Origin of the sequence: Roseateles koreensis (assembly GCF_028595305.1) — a bacterium.
Lineage (GTDB): Bacteria > Pseudomonadota > Gammaproteobacteria > Burkholderiales > Burkholderiaceae_C > Paucibacter_A > Paucibacter_A koreensis.
In genome coordinates this window covers 37,002-57,117 of record NZ_JAQQXS010000018.1, presented here as the reverse complement: position 1 = coordinate 57,117, position 20,116 = coordinate 37,002, and the positions used below count along the sequence as shown (strand labels likewise).

General features: G+C 62.3%; 18 protein-coding genes. 13 read left to right on the top strand and 5 right to left on the bottom strand.

Features of this window, described 5'->3' with window-relative positions; translation table 11 throughout:
- Positions 1-56: 56 nt before the first annotated feature.
- On the top strand, positions 57-2,018 hold the full coding sequence (acs, locus tag PRZ01_RS17410; protein ID WP_273598107.1) for an acetate--CoA ligase: 1,962 nt from the start codon (positions 57-59) through the stop codon (positions 2,016-2,018).
- Positions 2,019-2,158: 140 nt separating this feature from the next.
- Here acs and PRZ01_RS17405 read toward each other — a convergent pair whose 3' ends face one another.
- Entirely contained in the window at positions 2,159-2,482 is a 324-nt protein-coding gene (locus PRZ01_RS17405) for a c-type cytochrome (RefSeq protein WP_273598106.1), read from the bottom strand.
- A gap of 128 nt (positions 2,483-2,610) precedes the next feature.
- On the opposite strand from PRZ01_RS17405, the gene PRZ01_RS17400 reads away from it, so the two are divergent.
- Both PRZ01_RS17400 and PRZ01_RS17395 read left to right on the top strand, forming a co-directional pair.
- On the top strand, positions 2,611-2,856 hold the full coding sequence (locus PRZ01_RS17400; RefSeq protein ID WP_273598105.1) for a TIGR04438 family Trp-rich protein: 246 nt from the start codon (positions 2,611-2,613) through the stop codon (positions 2,854-2,856).
- 107 nt (positions 2,857-2,963) lie between these two features.
- Complete coding sequence (locus PRZ01_RS17395; protein WP_273598104.1) at positions 2,964-3,467, top strand: OmpA family protein; 504 nt, start codon at positions 2,964-2,966, stop codon at positions 3,465-3,467.
- Positions 3,468-3,540: 73 nt separating this feature from the next.
- On the opposite strand, the gene selD is transcribed toward PRZ01_RS17395, so the two are convergent.
- Positions 3,541-4,605, bottom strand: a complete 1,065-nt coding sequence (gene selD, locus PRZ01_RS17390) for a selenide, water dikinase SelD (protein ID WP_273598103.1) — start codon at positions 4,603-4,605, stop codon at positions 3,541-3,543.
- 299 nt (positions 4,606-4,904) lie between these two features.
- Between selD and PRZ01_RS17385 the strand changes: the two genes are divergently transcribed.
- The 6 genes from PRZ01_RS17385 (at position 4,905) to PRZ01_RS17360 (ending at position 13,406) form a co-directional block, all read left to right on the top strand.
- On the top strand, positions 4,905-5,786 hold the full coding sequence (locus PRZ01_RS17385) for a putative selenate ABC transporter substrate-binding protein (RefSeq protein ID WP_273598102.1): 882 nt from the start codon (positions 4,905-4,907) through the stop codon (positions 5,784-5,786).
- 17 nt (positions 5,787-5,803) lie between these two features.
- The gene (locus PRZ01_RS17380; RefSeq protein WP_273598101.1) at positions 5,804-6,676 is read left to right on the top strand and encodes a phosphonate ABC transporter ATP-binding protein; all 873 of its coding nucleotides are present in this window, start codon (positions 5,804-5,806) and stop codon (positions 6,674-6,676) included.
- Between the two features lie 16 nt (positions 6,677-6,692).
- The gene (gene phnE, locus PRZ01_RS17375; RefSeq protein ID WP_273598100.1) at positions 6,693-7,523 is read left to right on the top strand and encodes a phosphonate ABC transporter, permease protein PhnE; all 831 of its coding nucleotides are present in this window, start codon (positions 6,693-6,695) and stop codon (positions 7,521-7,523) included.
- The gene (gene phnE, locus PRZ01_RS17370; protein ID WP_409993869.1) at positions 7,520-8,380 is read left to right on the top strand and encodes a phosphonate ABC transporter, permease protein PhnE; all 861 of its coding nucleotides are present in this window, start codon (positions 7,520-7,522) and stop codon (positions 8,378-8,380) included. Before phnE (PRZ01_RS17375) ends, phnE (PRZ01_RS17370) begins: the two co-directional genes overlap by 4 nt.
- A gap of 38 nt (positions 8,381-8,418) precedes the next feature.
- Positions 8,419-11,982 carry a DNA polymerase III subunit alpha gene (gene dnaE / locus PRZ01_RS17365; RefSeq protein ID WP_273598099.1) on the top strand — a complete coding sequence of 1,188 codons (3,564 nt, stop codon included), beginning with the start codon at positions 8,419-8,421 and terminating at the stop codon, positions 11,980-11,982.
- Positions 11,983-12,101: 119 nt separating this feature from the next.
- A complete protein-coding gene (locus PRZ01_RS17360) occupies positions 12,102-13,406 on the top strand; it encodes a patatin-like phospholipase family protein (RefSeq protein ID WP_409993871.1) in 1,305 nt (434 codons plus the stop codon).
- Between the two features lie 23 nt (positions 13,407-13,429).
- Here the strand turns inward: PRZ01_RS17360 and msbA are convergent, their stop codons facing one another.
- Positions 13,430-15,166: a lipid A export permease/ATP-binding protein MsbA gene (msbA, locus tag PRZ01_RS17355; protein ID WP_273598097.1), complete on the bottom strand. Its 1,737-nt coding sequence runs from the start codon at positions 15,164-15,166 to the stop codon at positions 13,430-13,432.
- Positions 15,167-15,324: 158 nt separating this feature from the next.
- Between msbA and PRZ01_RS17350 the strand changes: the two genes are divergently transcribed.
- From PRZ01_RS17350 to gmhB, 4 genes are read left to right on the top strand one after another with little or no spacing between them, the layout of a single operon-like run.
- A complete protein-coding gene (locus PRZ01_RS17350) occupies positions 15,325-15,894 on the top strand; it encodes a D-sedoheptulose-7-phosphate isomerase (RefSeq protein ID WP_273598096.1) in 570 nt (189 codons plus the stop codon).
- Between the two features lies 1 nt (position 15,895).
- Positions 15,896-16,858, top strand: coding sequence for a D-glycero-beta-D-manno-heptose-7-phosphate kinase (gene rfaE1, locus PRZ01_RS17345; RefSeq protein WP_273598095.1), 963 nt, complete (start codon positions 15,896-15,898; stop codon positions 16,856-16,858).
- Positions 16,855-17,370, top strand: a complete 516-nt coding sequence (locus PRZ01_RS17340; RefSeq protein WP_273598094.1) for an adenylyltransferase/cytidyltransferase family protein — start codon at positions 16,855-16,857, stop codon at positions 17,368-17,370. The genes rfaE1 and PRZ01_RS17340 overlap by 4 nt, the downstream gene beginning before the upstream one ends.
- Complete coding sequence (gene gmhB / locus PRZ01_RS17335) at positions 17,367-17,948, top strand: D-glycero-beta-D-manno-heptose 1,7-bisphosphate 7-phosphatase (RefSeq protein WP_273598093.1); 582 nt, start codon at positions 17,367-17,369, stop codon at positions 17,946-17,948. Before PRZ01_RS17340 ends, gmhB begins: the two co-directional genes overlap by 4 nt.
- Here gmhB and PRZ01_RS17330 read toward each other — a convergent pair.
- Positions 17,933-19,252: a glycosyltransferase gene (locus PRZ01_RS17330; RefSeq protein ID WP_273598092.1), complete on the bottom strand. Its 1,320-nt coding sequence runs from the start codon at positions 19,250-19,252 to the stop codon at positions 17,933-17,935. The two genes, gmhB and PRZ01_RS17330, sit on opposite strands and share 16 nt — an antisense overlap.
- Entirely contained in the window at positions 19,249-20,115 is an 867-nt protein-coding gene (locus PRZ01_RS17325) for a glycosyltransferase family 9 protein (protein ID WP_273598091.1), read from the bottom strand. Before PRZ01_RS17325 ends, PRZ01_RS17330 begins: the two co-directional genes overlap by 4 nt.
- Position 20,116 lies beyond the last annotated feature (1 nt).

Here is a 20,116-nt window from a genome sequence, read left to right as displayed (position 1 = left end):
CCGGCGTTCGGGGCCATTGCTTATTGCCAATTACCCCCTTCAGAGGAGACAGACTCATGACTCAGACCGCCCTTTATCAGCCCAGTGCCGAATGGCAGGCTAACGCTCATGTCAAAGGCATGGCCGCCTACCAATCGCTGGTTGACGAGGCCGACCGAGACTATGAAGGCTACTGGGCGCGTTTGGCCCGTGAATTCATCAGCTGGAAAACCCCGTTCACCCAGGTGCTGGATAGCAGCGAGGCGCCTTTCTTCAAATGGTTTGCCGATGGCCGACTGAATGCGTCTTACAACTGCCTGGACCGCCATATCGAGGCCGGCAAGGGTGACAAAACGGCGCTGATCTTCGAGGCTGACGACGGCGCTGTGGCACGGGTCAGCTACAGCGAATTGCTGACGCGTGTGGCGCAATTGGCCAATGCGCTCAAAGCGCGTGGCGTGAAGAAGGGTGACCGCGTGGTCATCTATATGTCCATGTCCGTCGAGGGCGTGGCCGCCATGCAAGCCTGTGCGCGCATCGGCGCCACCCATTCGGTGGTGTTTGGAGGCTTCTCGGCGCAGAGCCTGCGCGACCGCATTCAAGACGCTGGCGCCGTCATGGTGATCACCGCCGACGAACAACAACGCGGTGGCAAGGCCTTGCCGTTGAAAGCAATTGTTGATGAGGCGCTGGAAGGCGGTAGCTGCCCGACCCTGAAAGACGTGATTGTTTACAAACGCACCGGCGGCAAGATCAATTGGGTGGAAGGTCGCGACCTCTGGCTGCATGACGTGACGCAAGGCCAGGCCAGCACCTGTGAGCCCGAATGGGTTGAGGCCGAGCATCCGCTGTTCCTGCTCTATACATCCGGTTCTACCGGCAAGCCCAAGGGCGTGCAGCACAGCACTGGCGGCTATCTGCTGCACGCGGCGCTGACCACGAAGTGGACCTTCGACCTGCAAGACAGCGATGTGTTCTGGTGCACCGCCGACATAGGCTGGGTGACCGGTCACAGCTACATCACCTACGGCCCGTTGGCTTTGGGTGGCACCGAAATCGTCTTCGAAGGCGTGCCCACCTACCCGGATGCCGGGCGCTTCTGGCAGATGATCGAGAAGCACAAGGTCACCGTGTTCTACACAGCGCCCACGGCCATCCGTTCGCTGATCAAGGCCGCTGAAGGCAGCGAGGCCGTGCATCCGGCCCGTTATGACCTGAGTAGCTTGCGCCTGCTGGGTTCCGTGGGCGAGCCCATCAACCCGGCCGCCTGGGAGTGGTACCACAAGCATGTGGGCGGCAGCCGTTGCCCGATCGTGGATACCTTCTGGCAAACCGAGACCGGCGGCCACATGATCACGCCGTTGCCGGGCGCCACGCCGCTGGTGCCGGGCTCTTGCACGCTGCCGTTCCCGGGCATCACCACGGCCATCGTGGACGAACTGGGCAACGATGTGCCCAATGGCCAAGGCGGTATCCTGGTGGTGAAGAAGCCGTGGCCCTCGATGATCCGTACTATCTGGAACGATCCCGAACGCTTCAAGAGCAGCTACTACCCTGCTGAGCTCAAGGGTTACTATTTGGCCGGCGACGGTGCGATCCGCGATGCCGACACCGGTTACTTCACCATCACCGGGCGCATCGATGACGTGCTCAATGTGTCCGGCCACCGCATGGGTACGATGGAAATCGAATCGGCCCTGGTCAGCTGCACCGAGTTGGTGGCCGAGGCGGCTGTGGTGGGCCGCCCCGACGACACCACGGGCGAGGCCATCTGCGCCTTTGTGGTGCTCAAGCGTGCGCGCCCCCATGGAGATGAGGCCAAGGCCATCGCTAAACAATTGCGCGATTGGGTGGCCAAGGAAATTGGCCCGATCGCCAAGCCCAAGGACATCCGCTTCGGCGACAACCTGCCCAAGACCCGCAGCGGCAAGATCATGCGCCGCCTGCTGCGCAACGTTGCCAAGGGCGAGTCCGTGACGCAGGACACCAGCACATTGGAGAACCCGGCCATCTTGGAGCAATTGGGGCAGGCGTACTGAGCGTATTTACGCAAGACAGACCGAAGACCGAGCGATCGCTGAAAAGCGGTCGCACAAGCAGTCGAACACAATCGGCCCAATCAGCGGTCGCACAAAAAGCAAAAGGCCCTCGCGGGCCTTTTGTTCGTTCTGGGAAGGTCTTACTTGACGCTCAGTACCCAGGTGGCCAATTGCTTGGCTTCGGCTTCATTGACCTGCGTGTTGGCGGGCATGGGCACGGGGCCCCAAACGCCGGAACCGCCTTTCAAGATTTTGCCTGACAGTTTGGCCACAGCGTCTTTGTCCTTGGCGTACTTGGCAGCCACATCCTTGTAGGAGGGGCCGACAACCTTCTTGTCTACGGCATGGCAAGCCAGGCAGTTCTTTTTCTGGGCCAATTCGAGGCTGGCAAACGCTGGGCTGGCCAGCAGGCTGACCGTCAGGCCGGCAGACAGGAGCAACAAGTTCTGCTTGATGGAGCGCATCTTTAACTTTTCCTTTCAAAAGGCGGTGAGAACATCTATTTCCCGCAGCTTGATGTGAACTAAAGTCCGCCGCAAGCTGTTCGAATTGATTCTAGGGCCAGGCGATGCCTTGAGACGGGAGAAAAGTCATGTGGTTTGTGTCGATCGGAGTGATCCTGTTGATCTTGAAATTGTTGGAGTGGACGCCGGTGGCCACTTGGAGTTGGTGGTGGGTGGGCCTTCCCTTCGCCTTGGCCGTGGTGTGGTGGTCTTGGGCCGACGCCAGTGGCTGGACGCAGCGTCAGGCCATGCGCCAGATGGATGAAAAAAAGGCGCAACGCCGCGCGCGCTCCATGAATGCTTTGGGACAAGACGAGGGCAAAAGTCGGCGTTAGAAGGCCAACACGTTCTGTGTGTGGCCTGTGAGCAGGTCATCGGTGGCCTCTAGAATGCGCGCAACCCATTTTTTTGAATCCGCAACTTTTTCTTCTTTGGAGTTTTCATGTCAGCTGAACAACAAGACGACAACCAGCGCGCAGCGCTTTGGATCGTGGGCCTGGTGGTTGCCGCCGTGCTGCTGGTCCTGGTAGGCCGGGTCGTTTTCAACCAGATGCACCGCAGTGCGGTCAAGCCGGCCGTTGAAGTGATGGTTGAAGAAGAAGTCGTGATGATCGACGTCCCCTTGGGTGGCGATCTGGTGGGCACCGTGTTTTTTGCAACGGCAGCTGCTGCCGTGCCGGCAGAAGCTGGCGCTGAAATGGCGAGGGCTGTTGAGGCGCTGCTGGCTGCACCCGGCCGCAAGGTCGTGATTGCTGGCTTTCATGATGCCAGCGGCGATCCCGCCAAGAATGCAGCCTTGGCCAAGGCCCGTGCTGTGGCGGCCCGCAATGCCCTGAAGGACGCGGGCGTGGATCCTGCGCGCGTGCTGCTGCGCAAGCCTGAGTCGGCATTGGCTGACGGCCCCGCTGAGCAGGCCCGCCGTGTGGAGATTCGACTGATCGACTGATCGTGGTCAGATCATAAAAAAGCCGCCCTCGGGCGGCTTTTTTCTTGGGCGCTCAACAGAAGGGCGGTGCTGCTCAGCCCATCACGCGCAGGGCAGGGGCGCCTGCCGCCCGCTCGGCCACCTGGCCCACCACGGCGGCTTGCCTGAAGCCGTGCCGGGCAAAAAGCGTCAGAACGTCGCTGACGGCATTTGGCTTGCACGACACCAATAGGCCGCCACTCGTTTGCGGATCGCTCAGCAAGGCTTGCGCCGTGCCGCTGAGTTGACCAGTCAGTTCGACGTCATGCCCGTAGGCTGCCCAATTGCGGCCCGAGGCACCGGTGACCAGGCCGCGCTCCGCCAAGGCAGCAACGCCATCCAGCAACGGCACTTGCGGCCACGCCAGTTGCACTTGCAGACCTGAGCCCCGGGCCAATTCCAAGGCATGGCCCGCAAGCCCGAATCCCGTCACGTCTGTCATGGCGTGCACGCCGGGCAGGGCGGCCAGATCGGGGCCGGGTGTGTTGAGTTGGGTGGTTACGCTCATCATCAGCGCGTAGGCCTCGGGCGTGAGTTGTTCTTTTTTCAGCGCGGCAGACATCACGCCCACGCCCAGGGGCTTGCCCAGGATCAGCACGTCACCGGCGCGCGCATCCGCGTTGCGCTTGACGCGCTTGGGGTGAACCAGCCCCAAGGCGACCAAGCCATAAATAGGCTCGACCGAATCAATGGTATGCCCCCCGGCGATGGGAATTCCTGCCGCCCGGCACACGGAGGCACCGCCCTCCAGGATGCGGCCGATCGTGTCGGTGGACAGCACATTGATCGGCATGCCCACCAGGGCCAGCGCCATGATGGGGCGACCGCCCATGGCATACACGTCGCTGATGGCATTGGTGGCGGCAATGCGCCCGAAGTCGAAGGGATCGTCGACAATGGGCATGAAAAAGTCGGTCGTCGCGATCAGCGCTTGTTCGTCATTGAGTTTGTAGACCGCCGCATCGTCTGCGGTTTCGATGCCTACCATCAACTCGGGCGGAATGGGTAAGGCGGTGGTGCCCTTGAGAATCTCGGACAATACGCCCGGCGCAATCTTGCAACCGCAGCCGCCGCCGTGTGAAAGTGAAGTCAGGCGAGGTTCGCCATGAGAAGTTGACATGTTGGCCATGCTGGCGCTCCCAAAAAACGGAATCGAGCCGCCCCTGTCTTTTTGGATACGCTGCACATTTCAGGCGGGCCAACGAGGCGCAAACCTGAGACGCAGAAGACATGGGTGGTCTGCAAATGGTGCCAGCATAGCGGCAACGGCCGGGTACTTTTTGCCGCGCCTGCGCTTGCCGTGGGCGATTGGCTCCGATAATCGCGCTCTTGCTGAAAGACCGAACGCGAATGTCTGCGCGCCAGTGCGCGTACTTCGCCCGAATTCATTCGCCTTCATCCGCGCCATCGAGATTTGTCATGCCCAAAGAATCGTCACGTCGTCGTCAACTCATCGCCCAAAGCTTGTGCGCTGCGGTGCTGCTGGTCAGCGGGCTGCATGCCCAAGCTCAGACCACGGTGTTTCGCGTCACGGCGATCCCTGATGAATCCCCCACCGAGTTGGCCCGCAAAGCCGCGCCCCTCATGCGCTACATCGAAGCGCAGTTGGGCAACGGCGTGAAGGTGGAGTACACCCCGGTGACCGACTACGCGGCCGCTGTGGAGGCCTTGGTCAACAAGAAGGTGGACATGGCCTGGTTCGGGGGCTTCACCTTTGTGCAGGCCAATGTGCGCTCGGGCGGCAAGATTATTCCGTTAGTGCAGCGTGAAGAAGACAGCAAGTTCCGCTCGGTGTTCATCACCGCCGACCCCAGCATCAAATCCCTGGCCGATCTGAAAGGCCGCGATGTGAGTTTTGGCTCGCAGAGCTCGACCTCCGGCCACTTGATGCCGCGCAATTTTGTGCTGCAGGCAGGGCTCAGCCCGGAGAAGGATTTTCGCCGAGTAGCCTACAGCGGCGCGCATGACGCCACCATCGCCGCCGTGGCCGCCGGCAAGGTTCAGGCCGGGGCTTTGAATATCTCGGTATGGGAAAAATTCGTCACTGAGAAAAAGGTTGACGCCGACAAGTTGCACGTGTTCTACACCACACCGGCCTATTTCGACTACAACTGGAGCGTACATGCTGACATGCCCGCCGCACAGCGCGAAAAACTCAAAGCAGCGCTCTTGAACCTGAACCGCGACACCGCGGTCGGCAAAGAGATTTTGGATCTCCAGCGCGCCACCCGCTTCGTGCCGACTCAGGCGGATAACTACAAGGGCATTGAGGCCGCAGCCCGTAGCGCGGGACTGCTGTGAGCCGGATTTCTTGATTCATGCTTGAGCTTCAACAACTGCGTGTCGACCGGCCCCTTGGTCCGCGTGCACAGCAGCCCGGGAAGTGGGGCGCTAACGTCGCGCCGATTCTTCAGGACCTGAGCATTCAGTTCGCCGAAGGTGAGCAGGTGGCGGTCATCGGCCCCTCGGGCGCCGGAAAAACGACTCTGCTGCAGGTGCTGGCCTGCGCAGTGCGGCCCGACAGCGGCACCCTGACATGGCAGGCCGTGCAGCCTTGGCGTATGCCCCGCCGCGCCTTGCAGCGCTGGCGCGGGCAATTGTTTCTGGCGCCACAAACGCCACCATTGCCCCCGCGTCAGCGGGTGGTGACGGCGGTTTTGGCGGGGCGCCTCGCCCGGTGGAGTCTGGCGCGCAGCATTGCGTCTTTGTTCTACCCCACCGAACTTGAGGCGGCGCAGGCCGCCCTGCATCGATTCGATCTGGCAGATAAGCTGTTTGACCGGGTCGATCATTTGTCGGGGGGGGAGCGTCAGCGTGTCGGCCTGGCGCGTGCCTTGTTGAGCGATGCCCGGCTTTGGCTGGTGGATGAACCGCTGTCGGCCCTGGACCCGCACCGTGCCCAGCAAGCCATGGCCAGCCTGTGCGGTGAGGCCCGGGCGCGCGGGGTGACGCTGGTGTGCTCGCTGCATCAGGTGGAGATGGCGCTGGCGCATTTTCCGCGTGTGCTGGGCCTGAGGGAGGGGCGCTTGGTGTTTGACCTGCCCGCCACGGCGGTCACGCCTGCGCTGCTGTCTCGGCTCTATGCCCAGCATGAGTCGGAGTTGCTCGATCCGCCGCAAGCCGAGGCGGTCGAGCGAGTGGAGGACGCTGCCCTGTTCAACCCGCCCGAAGTTCCCTTGCAATGCCGGTGATGTCGGGGAGACTGCTGTGACGACGCGCCCGCATCCCGCCTTGCGTGATCCAGCCTGGCTGGGGCGCTTGTTTGGGTGCCTGGCGGTGCTGGCGCTGTGCTGGCCCTTGGGTGCTGCGACGGAATTCAAACCCTGGGTTTTGTTCGACCCGAGCAATCTGGCGGTGACGCGGCGCTATCTTTCGCAGTTCTTCCCGCCCGCCAGCGCGCCGGAGTTTTTGACCCTGGTCGCCAAGGAGGCTTGGCGCACGGTGGCCATGGCGACAGTGGGTGTTAGCCTGGCGCTGGTCCTGGCCATCCCGTTGGCGCTGTTGGCCACCCGCAGTTTGTCGATCTCTGCGCTCAGTGGCCGCATGGCCTGGGGGCCAGCGGTTCTGCGTCAGGGCGTGCGCGGTCTGCTGACGGTCCTGCGCAGCGTGCCGGAGTTGATTTGGGCCTTGATCTTTGTGCGTGTGGTGGGGTTGGGCCCGACGGCCGGTGTGCTGGCGATTGCGCTGACCTACGCCGGCATGTTGGGCAAGGTCTATGCCGAGGTGCTGGAGAGCGGTGAAGCCGAAGCCAGCCAGGCCTTGCTGCGCAACGGTGCCGGGCGTCTGCAGGCCTTTGCGTATGGGCTGCTGCCGCAGAATGCCGCTGAACTGAGTAGTTATACGGTGTACCGCTGGGAGTGTGCCATTCGCTCCTCCGTGGTCTTGGGATTTGTGGGGGCTGGCGGCCTGGGCCAGCAACTTGATTCGTCCTTGAAGATGTTTCAGGGCCAGGAGGTTTCCACCATGCTGTTGGTGTTTATCGCACTGGTGGCTTTGGCCGACAGTTTCAGCGCCTGGCTGCGGCGTAATCTCGCATGAACAAGTCAAACGCCAGCACCTCTGGGACCTCTGGGCCGTTCGGTCTGCAGCCCAACTTGCCGCCTTGCGTGCCGCCGCCCTTCCTGCGCAAACGCAGTCAGGCTTTGTGGATGGGTGTCGGCTTGCTGGCCTTGGTGCTGCTCAGTTTTTGGTCGTTGGATTTGCAATGGGCGCAGTTGTTCTCGCTGGAGGCGGCGCATAGCATGGGCCGCTTCATTGGCGAGTTCTTTCCGCCCGATTTGAGTCCTGAGTTTCTGCCGCGTGTGGCGGCGGCGGCGATGGAAACACTGGCCATGTCTGCCATGGGTACCGGCTTGGCGGCGGTGGCGGGCTTGCTGCTGGCCGTGCCCGGCGCTCGGCTGCATGCGCAGGACCGGGCTAGGGTGCGGCGCCCCACTGCTTGGTTGTTGAACGCCCTGCGTGCCGTGCCCGAGTTGGTGTGGGCCGCCTTGCTGCTGGTTTGTGTAGGCTTGGGGCCGTTTGCCGGGACCTTGGCTCTAACCTTGCATACCAGCGGCGTGTTGGGTCGATTGTTCGCCTCAGCGCTTGAGCGCTTGCCGCCCGGTCCCGCACAGGCTTTGCGCGTGCAGGGGATTGGCAATTTGAAGGTGTTTTTGTACGCCAGCCTGCCTCAGGTGCTGCCGCAGTTGATCAGCTACACCTTGTACCGCTGGGAAAACAACATCCGTGCAGCCACGGTGTTAGGCGTGGTGGGCGCAGGTGGGCTGGGGCAGATGCTGGCGTTTCACCTGGGCTTGTTCCAGATGGGTAAAACAGCCACCTTGGTCGGCGCGATGGTGTTGTTGGTGCTGGCGGTTGACTGGACGAGTGATCGCTTGCGGCGTGCTTTGGGCTGAGAACAGCGGGCCGGTCTGTACGGTCTTTACAATGGCCCATGGCTTTTGTACATCTGCGCACGCACACTGAATTTTCCGTCGTTGACGGCACCCTCCGAACCGACGATGCAGCCGCTGCTGCGGCCAAAGACGGACAGGTGGCGTTGGCTTTGACCGACCTTGCCAATATGTTTGGCGCCATCAAGTTCTACAACGCTTGCCGGAAAAAGGGCGTCAAACCCATCCTGGGGGCTGATTGCTGGCTGGAGCCCGAGGGCTCGGACAAACAGCCCTCCCGGTTGCTGCTGCTGGTGCAGAACAAGCAGGGCTATCTGAACCTGTGTGAGTTGCTGTCACGTGGCTGGATTCAGAACGTGCAGCGCAATCAGGCCTGTTTGAAGTGGGACTGGTTGCGTGAGCTCAATGAGGGCTTGATCTGCCTTTCTGGCGCTCAATTCGGTGGTCTGGGTGCTGCGCTGCTGGCGGGTGACAAGCCCCGCGCGCTCGATTGGGCGCAGCGTTTTTCGGACATTTTCCCGGGGCGTTTCTACATCGAGTTGCAACGCGCCGGTCTGCTCGGCCAAGAAGCGCTGGTGCAGGCCAGCGTGCCCTTTGCTGCGGGGCTGAAACTGCCCGTGGTGGCGACGCATCCTGTTCAATTTCTGGGTGAAGATGATTTCGAGGCCCACGAGGCGCGGGTCTGTGTGGCGGAGGGCGAGACGCTGGCCAACCCCAAACGCGTCAAGCGTTTTGTGCCGGGGCAGTATTTCCGCAGCCAGGCGGACATGGAAAAGCTCTTTGCCGACATTCCCTCGGCGCTTGCAAACACGGTGGAGATTGCCCGCCGTTGCTCCATCAGCCTGGTGCTGGGCAAGCCGCAGTTGCCCAACTTTCCGACACCGCTGCTGGAAGACGGCACCTCCATGCCGATGGAGCAGTATTTCCGTCAGCTCTCTTACGAAGGGCTGGAAGACCGGCTGCAGATGCTCTACCCAGACGCCGCCAAGCGTGACGCCGAGCGTCCACGGTATGTGGAGCGGCTGGAGTTTGAGCTGGGCACCATCATCAAGATGGGCTTTCCGGGCTACTTCCTGATCGTGGGTGACTTCATCAAGTGGGCCAAGCTCAATGGCTGCCCAGTGGGGCCGGGGCGGGGTTCGGGTGCCGGCTCGCTGGTGGCCTATGTGTTGTTGATCACCGACCTGGACCCGCTGCAGTACAACCTGCTGTTCGAGCGATTCTTGAATCCGGAACGGGTCTCCATGCCCGACTTCGACATCGACTTCTGCCAGGGCAACCGCGATCGGGTGATCGATTACGTCAAGCGCAAATACGGCCTGCCGGCGGTCAGTCAGATTGCGACGTTTGGCACCATGGCGGCCAAGGCTGCCTTGCGCGATATCGGCCGGGTGCTGGGCATGGGCTATGGCCAGGTGGACAGCATCGCCAAGTTGATTCCGGCGCCACCCGGCAAGACGGTGACGTTGGCGAAATTGCCGCCGGACTTCGATCCCGACAAAGAGAAAATGATCTACGCCCGCCACGAGGCGCCGGAGATCGGGCAGCGCGAGGAGCAAGAAGAAGAGGTGCGCGAGTTGCTGACGCTGGCCGCCCGCGTTGAAGGCATGGTGCGTAATATCGGTATGCACGCCGGGGGTGTGTTGATTGCGCCGGGCAAGATCACCGACTTCTGCCCGCAGTACCAGCAGCCCGGCTCCACCAGCGCGGTGAGCCAGTACGACAAGGACGACGTTGAAGCCATCGGCCTGGTGAAGTTCGACTTCTTGGGCCTGGCAACGCTGACCATTCTTGAGTTGGCCAAAGATTTCATCGTCGCGCGTTTTCCGGAGCAGAAAGACTTCAGCTTCGAGAAAATTCCACTCGACGACCGCAAGGTCTACAAGCTGTTCTCCGACGGCTTGACCGAGAGCGTGTTTCAGTTTGAATCCCCCGGCATGCAGCGCATGTTGAAAGACGCCAAACCCTCTCGCCTTGAAGACCTGATTGCCCTGAACGCCCTGTATCGCCCGGGTCCCATGGACCTGATCCCCACCTTTGTGGCGCGCAAGCATGGCAAGGAGGTGGTGGAGTACCCGCACCCGCTGACGGAGCCGGTGCTGGCCGAGACCTACGGCATCATGGTCTATCAGGAGCAGGTGATGCAGACTGCCCAGGTGCTGGGGGGCTATAGCTTGGGCGGCGCCGACATGCTGCGCCGAGCCATGGGCAAGAAGAAGGCCGAGGAGATGGCCGAGCACCGAGCCATTTTCCGCAAGGGCGCGGCGGTCAACGGCCTGGATGAAAAGCAGGCCGACGAAGTGTTCGACCTGATGGAGAAGTTCGCAGGCTACGGCTTCAACAAGTCGCACGCGGCGGCCTACTCGCTGCTGGCCTATCACACGGGTTGGTTGAAGGTGCATTTCGCGGCGGAGTTCTTTGCCGCGAACATGACCATCGAAATGGACGACACCGACAAGCTCAAGGTGTTGTTGAACGACGCCAAGCTGTTCGGCATCGAGTTTGAGCCGCCTAACGTCAATTTGGGTGTGCACCGCTTTGAGCCCATCCACAACAAACGGATCAACTACGGCCTGGGCGCCATCAAGGGAACGGGCAAGGGCGCTATTGACTCCATCGTGGCCAAGCGCAATGAAGGGGGGGCGTTCAAGAGTTTCTTCGATTTTTGTGCTCGTATCGACAGAAAGGCTTGCAACAAACGCGTGGTTGAGGCCCTCATCAAAGCCGGTGCCTTTGACTCACTGGAAGCCGACCGAGCCCGCCTGCTGGCCAGCGTGGCCCGGGGCTACACGCATGCAGAAACGCTGGAAGCCAATGCGGACCAAGGCGGCTTGTTCGATTTTGGCGACTCACATGCCTCCAGTACCGCCGAGCCAGATCTGGTGGAGATGCCGACTTGGAGCATCAAGGAGCGGCTTACGCTGGAGAAGACCGCCATCGGCTTCTACCTCAGCGGCCATATGTTCGACCAAAGCGGCGAGGAAGTGCGGCGCATGGTTCGGCGGCGCATTGCCGATTGCACCGACAGCCGGGAGCCGGTGATGGTGGCGGGCATCGTCAGCGATCTGCGCATCATCAACGGCAACCGCGGTCGGGTGGCCATCTTCAAACTTGACGACAAGAGCGACCAGATCGAGTGCGTGGCCAATGAGGAGATGCTCAACGCCAACAAGGACTTGTTGGTGGATGACGAGTTACTGATCATCCAGGGCAAGGTGCAGATGGACCGTTTTTCGGGCGGCTTCCGCCTGAATGTGCAGGGCGTTTGGGACTTGGCCGGCGCACGGGCGCGATTCGGCAAGCACTTCTATATGCCGGTGCGCGACAAACTGCCGCCCCTGCAAGACATCGTCAAGCTCTGGCCGCCCAAGCGCCTGGAGACCGACGCTGGCGTGGTGACGCAGGGGCTCAAGATCATGACCCATCACTTTCTCGGCGGCGACGCGGCGGGGGCGGAGTTCAAGATCGAGTTGGGGGAAGAAAGCCGCTTCTGGCCTTGCGATGAAGCGCTGGCTCGGCTTGGGCAAGATCACCCCGCACCCGTGCCAGGCAAGAAGCCCGGCCAAAGCGTGGACGACGCGCAGCCGCATATTGCCTTTGAATGACGGGGCCGGTGCGTCTCGGGCGGTGTCTCGGGTACGCATCGAATTCAAGTTTACCGAGGGCTTTCCCCGCAATTCCCTTGAAAAAAGGGCTGGCATTTGGGCGATGATGCGCAGCAATGATGCCCCCTATGTCATCGCCCCCTTTGCCTCGCGCCAACCTTGATGCGGCACGCCCCACGGGTCTGATCCTGACCGGTGGGGGGGCGCGCGCTGCTTACCAGGTTGGCGTGCTGGCCGCCCTGGCGCAGTTGCGCCGCGACGCGGGCATGGGTGGCAATGGCAGCCCCTTTCCCATCGTGGCGGGCACGTCGGCGGGGGCCATTAATGCCGGCACCTTGGCCTGTTATGCCGACGACTTCGACTCCGCGGTCGATGGCTTGGTTCATCTGTGGCAGAACCTGCATGTGAGCGACGTCTATTGCGCGGATGCCTTTGGCGTGATTCGCACCGGCGCACGCTGGATGACCATGATGAGCCTGGGTTGGGCCGTGGCGCGGTGGCGCCGCACGCGCCCGCGCAGCCTGCTGGATAACGCGCCGCTTGGACGGCTGCTGCACAAATGGGTCAAGATGGACCGGGTGCAGGAGATGCTCACACAAGGCCATTTGCAGGCTTTGGCCATCAGCGGCTCCAGCTACACCTCGGGGCAGCATGTGACGTTTTTTCAAGCCCGGCAGGCCGTCACGCCTTGGTTGCGCTCGCAGCGCATTGCGGTGCCGACACAGCTGTCGGTTGAGCACCTGCTGGCGTCTTCGGCCATTCCTTTCATTTTCCCGGCCGAGCCGCTCGAGCTGGGTGGCAAGAAAGAATGGTTTGGCGATGGCTCGATGCGCCAGAGCGCCCCGATCTCACCGGCCGTGCATCTGGGCGCCGAGCGCGTGCTGGTGATTGGCGCAGGCCGCATGAATGAGCCGGCTGACGAGCAGGCTCAACGCACTTTGGTAGAAGGTGCGCCCAGCATGGCGCAGATTGCCGGCCATGCCTTGTCGAACATCTTTCTGGATTCGCTCGCCGTCGATGTGGAGCGTTTGCAGCGCATCAACAATACCTTGTCTCTGCTGACGGCGAGTGCTCGTCAATCCACGCCGCTGCGCCCAGTGGATATTTTGGTGATTGCGCCCAGCCGGCGGCTGGATGAGTTGGCGGCCGAACATCAGGGCAGCCTGCCGCCCGCCATCAAGGGCTTGCTGCGCAGCGTGGGCGTGGCGGGTGAGGGCAAGGGCGCCAGCGGCTCTGCGCTGACTAGCTACTTGTTGTTCGAGCCCTCATTCACCAACGAGTTGATCAATCTGGGCATGAGTGACACCTTGGCACGACGGCTCGAGGTGCAGAAGTTTTTCGGTTGGCCCACCCAGCCTCCGCAGGTGGACGCCGCGGCCATGCGCCGGCGCAAGGCCGGCTTCGCTGAAACCCTGCCGGGCTGAGCCAGGAGCCTGGCGCTAGGAAACTATTCGCCGTTCTGCGCCCGCACCATGGCCGCGTAGGCGCCGTCGGTGGCCAGCAATTCGGCATGGGTGCCGCCTTCAATCACCCGGCCCTGGCTCATCACCTGGATGGTGTCGGCTGAGCGGATGGTGGACAGACGGTGCGCGATGACGATCAGGGTTTTGCGGCCTTGCCATTGCTCCAGCGCTTGTTGAACGGCGCGTTCGCTCTCGGTGTCGAGGGCGGAGGTGGCTTCGTCAAAGATCCAGATCGGGGCGTCGCGGTACAGCGCACGGGCGATGGCCAGCCGCTGGCGCTGGCCGCCGCTCAGCTTGCTGCCGTTGGCCCCCACCAGGGTGTCCAGGCCCTGCGGCAGTTCTTTCTGCACAAAATCCCACAGATGCGCGGCACGCAGGGCCTGCTCCAAGCGGGCCTCGTCGCGGGGCTGGGCATAGGCGATGTTGTTGGCGATTGAGGTGTCAAAGAGCACGATGTCTTGCGACACCACGGCGAACTGACGACGCAGATTGGACTTTTGCAGCTCTGAAATCGGTACGCCGTCGAGCAGGATCTGGCCCTTGTCCGGCTCCCCAAAAGCGAGCAGCAGATGGATGATGGAACTCTTGCCCGCGCCCGAACTGCCCACCAGTGCGGTGGTTTGCCCGGCCTTGAAGTGCATGTTCAAACCCAATAGGGCCGGGCGCTCGGCGCCGGGGTATTGCAGGGTGACGTCTTGCAGGGAGATGTCCCCCCGTACCGCGCTCAGGCTGCGTTGGCCGTTGTCGGGCTCGGTGGGCATGTCCATCAGGCTCAAGCAACCGCGGGCGATCACCAAGGCATTGGAGATGGGCGGCATCAGGTCGCTCAGGTGGCGCAGCCGCGAGGTCAACAGCAGCAGCGCGGTGACGAAGGCCGCGAATTCGCCCACGCCCGTATGCGTTTGCCGGGCCTGCAGCAAGGCCAGGCAAATGATGATGGAGAGCCCGACGCTGGCCACCAGTTGCGAGAGCGGCTGGCTCAGGGCGCCTGCGGCGTTGGTCTTCAAGGCGTTGCGCTGAACGTCTTGGGCGAGCTTGCCGAAGACTGCGCGCTCGTGGTCCGCGGCGTTGAAGGTGCGCACTACGCGCCAGGCACGCGTCACGTCGTCCACCTTGTTAACCAGTTGCAATTGCGCGTCATAGGTGCGGCTGCCCATAGCGCGCACGCGTTGATTGACCTTTTGCACGACCAAGGCCATCAGGGGCGTGGTGACCAGTGAAAGCAGCGTGAGTTGCCAGTTCAGGTAGAACAGATAAATCAGCATGGCCAGGGCCGGCAGGCCATCGCGCAGCACATTGATGGCGCTGTTGCCGATCAGGCTCATGATCTGCTGCGGGTCGTTCACCACCTTGGTCACGGCGGTGCCGGGTTGCAGGCTGGTGAAGACGCGGGCATCGGCGCGAAGCAGCGCGTCCAGCAGCGCGGCGCGAAAGTCCATCACGCTGCGCAGCAGGGTCCAGTTGAACATGTACTGGCCCACAAAGCTGCAAAACCCGCGCAGCGCAAACAGACCGATCAAGACCGCCGGCACCCACCAGATGCTGAACGCATTTTTGGTGAAGCCGTCGCTGAACACCGTATTGATCAGTTTGGGAATCAGGGGCTCGGTCACGGCCGCGCCGATATAGGCTGCGCCCGTCAAGACAAGCCCTTTGGTGTAAGGCTTGACATGCACCGCCAGACGACGCGCGATGGTTTTCAGATCCTGAGGTTCGCTCATGGGGGGATGGGGCGGTGCGATGATGAAGGAGCGTGATTGTCGCCGGGATTCGCTCGCCCATGCGGGCCGACCAAACGCTGATAATAGGCGCATCGATCCAACGAAATTCGCGTGGCGGCAGGTGCCGCCGCGCACCTCTTCTCACAGGTCAATCCTTCATGAGCACTTTGTTTCTTCGCAATCTTGCTGAGCACCAGCAACTGATGTCCGTCCTTCACGCCTTGGACGGCAGCATTGCTGCCGCCGGTGAGCGTTTGGCGCAGGTGCTGGCGACGGGCGGCAAGGTGATGTTCTGCGGCAATGGTGGTTCGGCCGCCGACAGCCAGCACTTGGCCGCCGAATTGACCGGGCGCTTCATCAAAGATCGGCGCCCGCTGGCTGCCATCGCCCTGAGTACCGACACCTCCGCGCTCACCTGCATCGGCAACGACTACAGCTTCGATCAGGTGTTCGCACGCCAACTCACTGCCCTGGCGCGCTCCGGCGATGCGTTGGTGGCCATCTCGACTTCGGGCAATTCGGGCAATGTTTTGCGCGCGGTTGAAGCCGCCAAGGCTGCGGGCGTTTACACCCTCGGTTTGTTGGGCCGCGACGGGGGGCAACTGCGCCAAGTCTGCGATGCCAGCATCGTGGTTCCCCATACGGTGACCGCCCGCATTCAAGAGGCGCACATTTTGATCGGCCACACCTTGTGCGGTTTGATCGAGTCGCAGCTGGGGCTGGACTGACATGGTGCAGGAATCAGACAAGACCTCGCTGCAGGCCTTACCCTCGCGCGAGTTGCTCGGGCAGCGCCGTGTGCTGGTGGTGGGTGACGTCATGTTGGACCGTTACTGGCACGGCGTGGTGGAGCGCATTTCTCCCGAGGCACCCGTGCCGGTGGTGCGAGTCGACCGAGAGGAAGAGCGCTTGGGCGGCGCCGCCAACGTGGCGCTCAACGTCAAGACCCTGGGTGCGCGTTGCACGCTGCTGACCGTGGTGGGGCGCGACGAGCCTGCCGTCAAGCTGCGCGAGTTGCTGCATGCGCAAGGCGTCGAGACGGTGCTGCGTGACGACCCCAAACTGCACACCATCGTTAAGTTGCGGGTGATCGGCCGGGCTCAACAGTTGCTGCGCATCGACTTCGAGAATGAGCCTGATCACGAAGTGCTGGGCGAGATGCTGGACGCATTCGAGCAAGAACTGCCGCAGCACGACCTGGTGCTGTTTTCTGACTATGGCAAGGGTGGTTTGGCGCATATTCCGCGCATGATTGCCTTGGCCCGTGCTGCCGGCAAGCCGGTGTTGATTGACCCCAAGGGCAGTGATTTTCAGCGTTATGCCGGTGCCACCATGATCACGCCCAACCGGGCCGAGCTGGCTTTGGTGACGGGGCAATGGCGCGGCGAGGCTGAATTAAAAGCCAAGGCGGACGCGCTGCGCGCGGCCATCAACGTTGAGGCCGTGTTGGTGACCCGCTCTGAAGAAGGCATGACCTTGTTCGGCGAAGAAGGTGTCTGCCATGAACCGGCACAAGCCCGTGAAGTGTTCGACGTGACTGGCGCGGGCGACACCGTGATTGCCACGCTGGCCGTGATGATGGCGGCGGGTTTGTCGCAGGATCAGGCCATGCGCTGGGCCAATCGGGCCGGTGGCATTGTGGTGGGCAAGTTTGGCACCGCCACCGTCAGCTACGAGGAATTGCAGGCATGAGCGGCGTACCGAGCTTGGACTGGGCACTGCAAGACAAATTGCTGGACGCCGCCAGCCTGGATGATGCTGCACTCGCAGCCCGCCTGGCCGCCTTGCCGCGGCCGCTGGTGTTCACCAACGGCGTTTTCGATATCTTGCATCGCGGCCACGTGAGCTATCTGCATGCAGCGCGTCAGCGTGGCGGCAGCCTGATTGTGGCCATCAACACCGACGCCTCGGCGCGCGGCCTGGGCAAAGGGCCGGAGCGCCCGATCAACCGCGACGTAGACCGCGCCCTGGTTTTGGCCGGCTTGGCTTCGGTTGATTGCGTGACCTTTTTTGCCGAGCCCACGCCGGTGGCTCTGCTGGCGCGCATCCGCCCTGACATCTACGTCAAGGGCGGCGACTACGACATGGAAACCCTCGAAGAAACACGCTTGGTGCGCTCCTGGGGTGGCCGCTCAGAGGCCTTGTCTTTTGTGGACGGCTTCTCCACCACCGCTCTGGTGCGCAGCCTGAGGGCCGGTGGATGACGGGCACGGCTGGCCGCAAAAAGGCGGCGTTTCTGGACCGCGACGGGGTGATCAATATCGACCATGGCTACGTGGGTCACTGGCGTGATTTTGAATTTGTCTCAGGCGCCGTCGATGCGATGCGCACCCTGCATGAGGCGGGTTATGTGTTGGTGGTGGTGACCAATCAATCGGGCATTGCCCGGGGCAAATACAGTGAGGCCGATTTTTTGGCCTTGAGCGTGCAAATGCGCGCTAGTCTGCAGGCGCAGGGTGTGCCACTTGCCGCGATCGAGTACTGCCCGCACCTGCCCGATGGCCAAGTGCCCGAGTTCACCCGGGATTGCGATTGCCGCAAGCCCGCTCCGGGCATGTTGCTGCGCGCCGCTGAGGCCTTGCAGCTTGACCTGCCGGCCTCACTCATGTTTGGTGACAAAGTGTCTGACATGGAGGCCGCCGTGGCCGCCGGTGTGGGGCGCTGCGTGCTGCTGGCGAAAAACGGTGAAGGCGAGTCTGCCCGATCACCCGCGCACCTGACGGCGTTGCGTTTTGTCAGTCTGGCCGAGGCGGTTCCAGCCTTGGTTCAACCCGCAGGCTGATCGCCCCCTGCCAGTTGGTTGGCGCGTGCCACCAAGGCTCCGCTGGCCTGCGCCCAGGTTTTGAGAGGTGCGCTGCGTATCAAGGCCTCACGAGCCTGCAGCGCGTTTGGGTCCGCCAGATAACGAACAATTTGCGCTGACATTTCGGCGTCGTCCAGCGGATCGAAATAGTCGGCGTAGGGGCCCGCCGCTTCCGGGATGGCAGTCGCGTTGGAGGCCAGGCAGAACTTGCCGTAAGCCATCGACTCCGCGGCGGGCAGGCCATAGCCTTCCAGCGTCGACGGGAAAACCGTGAACAGGCAGTGCCGATACAAGGTGTTGAGCGTGGCGTCTGAGGCATTGCTCAGCAGGATCAGCGCTTGGGCCAGACCGGGGGCAGCCCGGTAGGCTTGGTGAAATTCGCGGTAGTTGGCGCTGAGTTCACCCAGAAAGACCATCTTCACACCGTGCTGCTGTCCGGCTTCAACGATGCGCTGCCACACGTGCAGCAGGCGCAACTGGTTTTTTGAGGGGGCAATGCGCCCTACGCAAAGCAGGTAACGCCCAGGTTCCAGGCCCTCTGGCAAGGGGGCGTCGGGTTGGCTGCGGTCATCGAGGTCTTGGCCGAAGCTGAGCTTCTCGACCGGTTTCTCATGGCCGAGAAACTCCTGCATGCAGCGCGCTATTTCGCCCCGGTTGTAGTCGGAGCTGGTGAAGAAGTGGTCGAAGGTGCGCAAGGCTGCCGTTACAAAATCCAAAAATTGCGAATTGGCGCGCCGCTCCGCCGCGTTGCGGATCGGAATGAGATCGTGCAGAAACAGCAGCGCCGCGATGCCGTACTTGTCCTTGAGTTGCTGGATGCGGGTCACGTAGCCGGCAATCGTCCAACTGCGCCCAACGTTGATGAGCATGTCGCCAGCTTGGAATTGCACGGGCGCCGCAATGCGCTTGAACAAGGCTTGTCGGGCGTAGAACTGCACTGCGCTGCCGAGGGTATGCCAGGCGTATTTGAGCGGTTTGCTGCCGTATTTGTGGCGATAGTCCGCCCAGGGGTCAAGGCGTGCGTTGGGACACAGGGCGTAGAAACGGCGTTTGTCCATCATCCGCCGGCCCGCCAGGACGTCGGCAACATAACGGACAAACTCAGCGCTGAGAAGCTCCACCTCGCGGCAGCCGCGGCCGTGGAACATGATGCAGCTGACGCCCAGATCCAACGCATGCACGGCATAGTTGATGTGCACCCGCTGGATGCCCGTCACGGTCGGGTTGCGGCGCACCCATTGAACCAGGTCGGTCAGATCAAGATATAGGGCAGGGCGGGTCATCGGGGCGCCGGCATGACCGACAGCAAGGTGTTCACCGCGTCTTCAACCTTGAAGCGGCCCACCCGGTGCCAGCGTGGCAACCCGCGTTCGAACACCCAGTGACGTGTATGGCGCAAGGTCAGCTTGGCCAAGTCTGGGCGCAGCGGCATGCTGCTCCAGGGGAGCTCCACACCCAACTCGACGCGCTGCCACTCGTACATCTTTTCGTTGCGCGTCATGTCAGGGTAGATGGCGACCTGCGGCTTGTCCGCGCAGAGCAGCGCAAAGACGTGGCTGGGGCCAGTGTCGCCGCCGATGAAGGCATCGCACACCAGCATCTGTGCCAGCATTTCGGTGTAACCGCCGATGAACTGCTTGGCCTTGGGGTTGAGCAGCAGCACGTCAAACCCCAAAGCAGTCAGCGCGGGTGGCAAGGCGTCAGCGTCGCATTGCTTCCAGTTGCGCACGCGGTTGTAAGGCGCGTCGTTGAGTTGGTGGATCAACACGCGGGGTTTGCCGGGAGTTTTCTGGCGGCGAATTTCTTCGGCGCGTTGCAAGACTTCAGGGGGCAGGTATTCGAAGTGGCCGGCCAGCTGTGTCTTTGCGAAGGCATTGGTGACCGTCAGCCACAGATTGCTTTGGTGCCACTCGGGCAGGTTTGCCGCCTTAATTTCAGCCTCGCTCATTTCGGTGAACGTGGCGGGAAAGAACAGGGCTAGCGAGAAGCGCTCGGCAAGCTTGAAATTGCGGTCGAGCAGGGCGAAGCGCAGGCCCTCGTTCATGCGGCGCTGCTGGGCCCACCAGGCACAGGCCATGCGGTCCCCGAGCCGCATGTCGCTGACGTCGATATAGGCGCTGGGAGGGGTATCGGTCAAGGGTCTCATC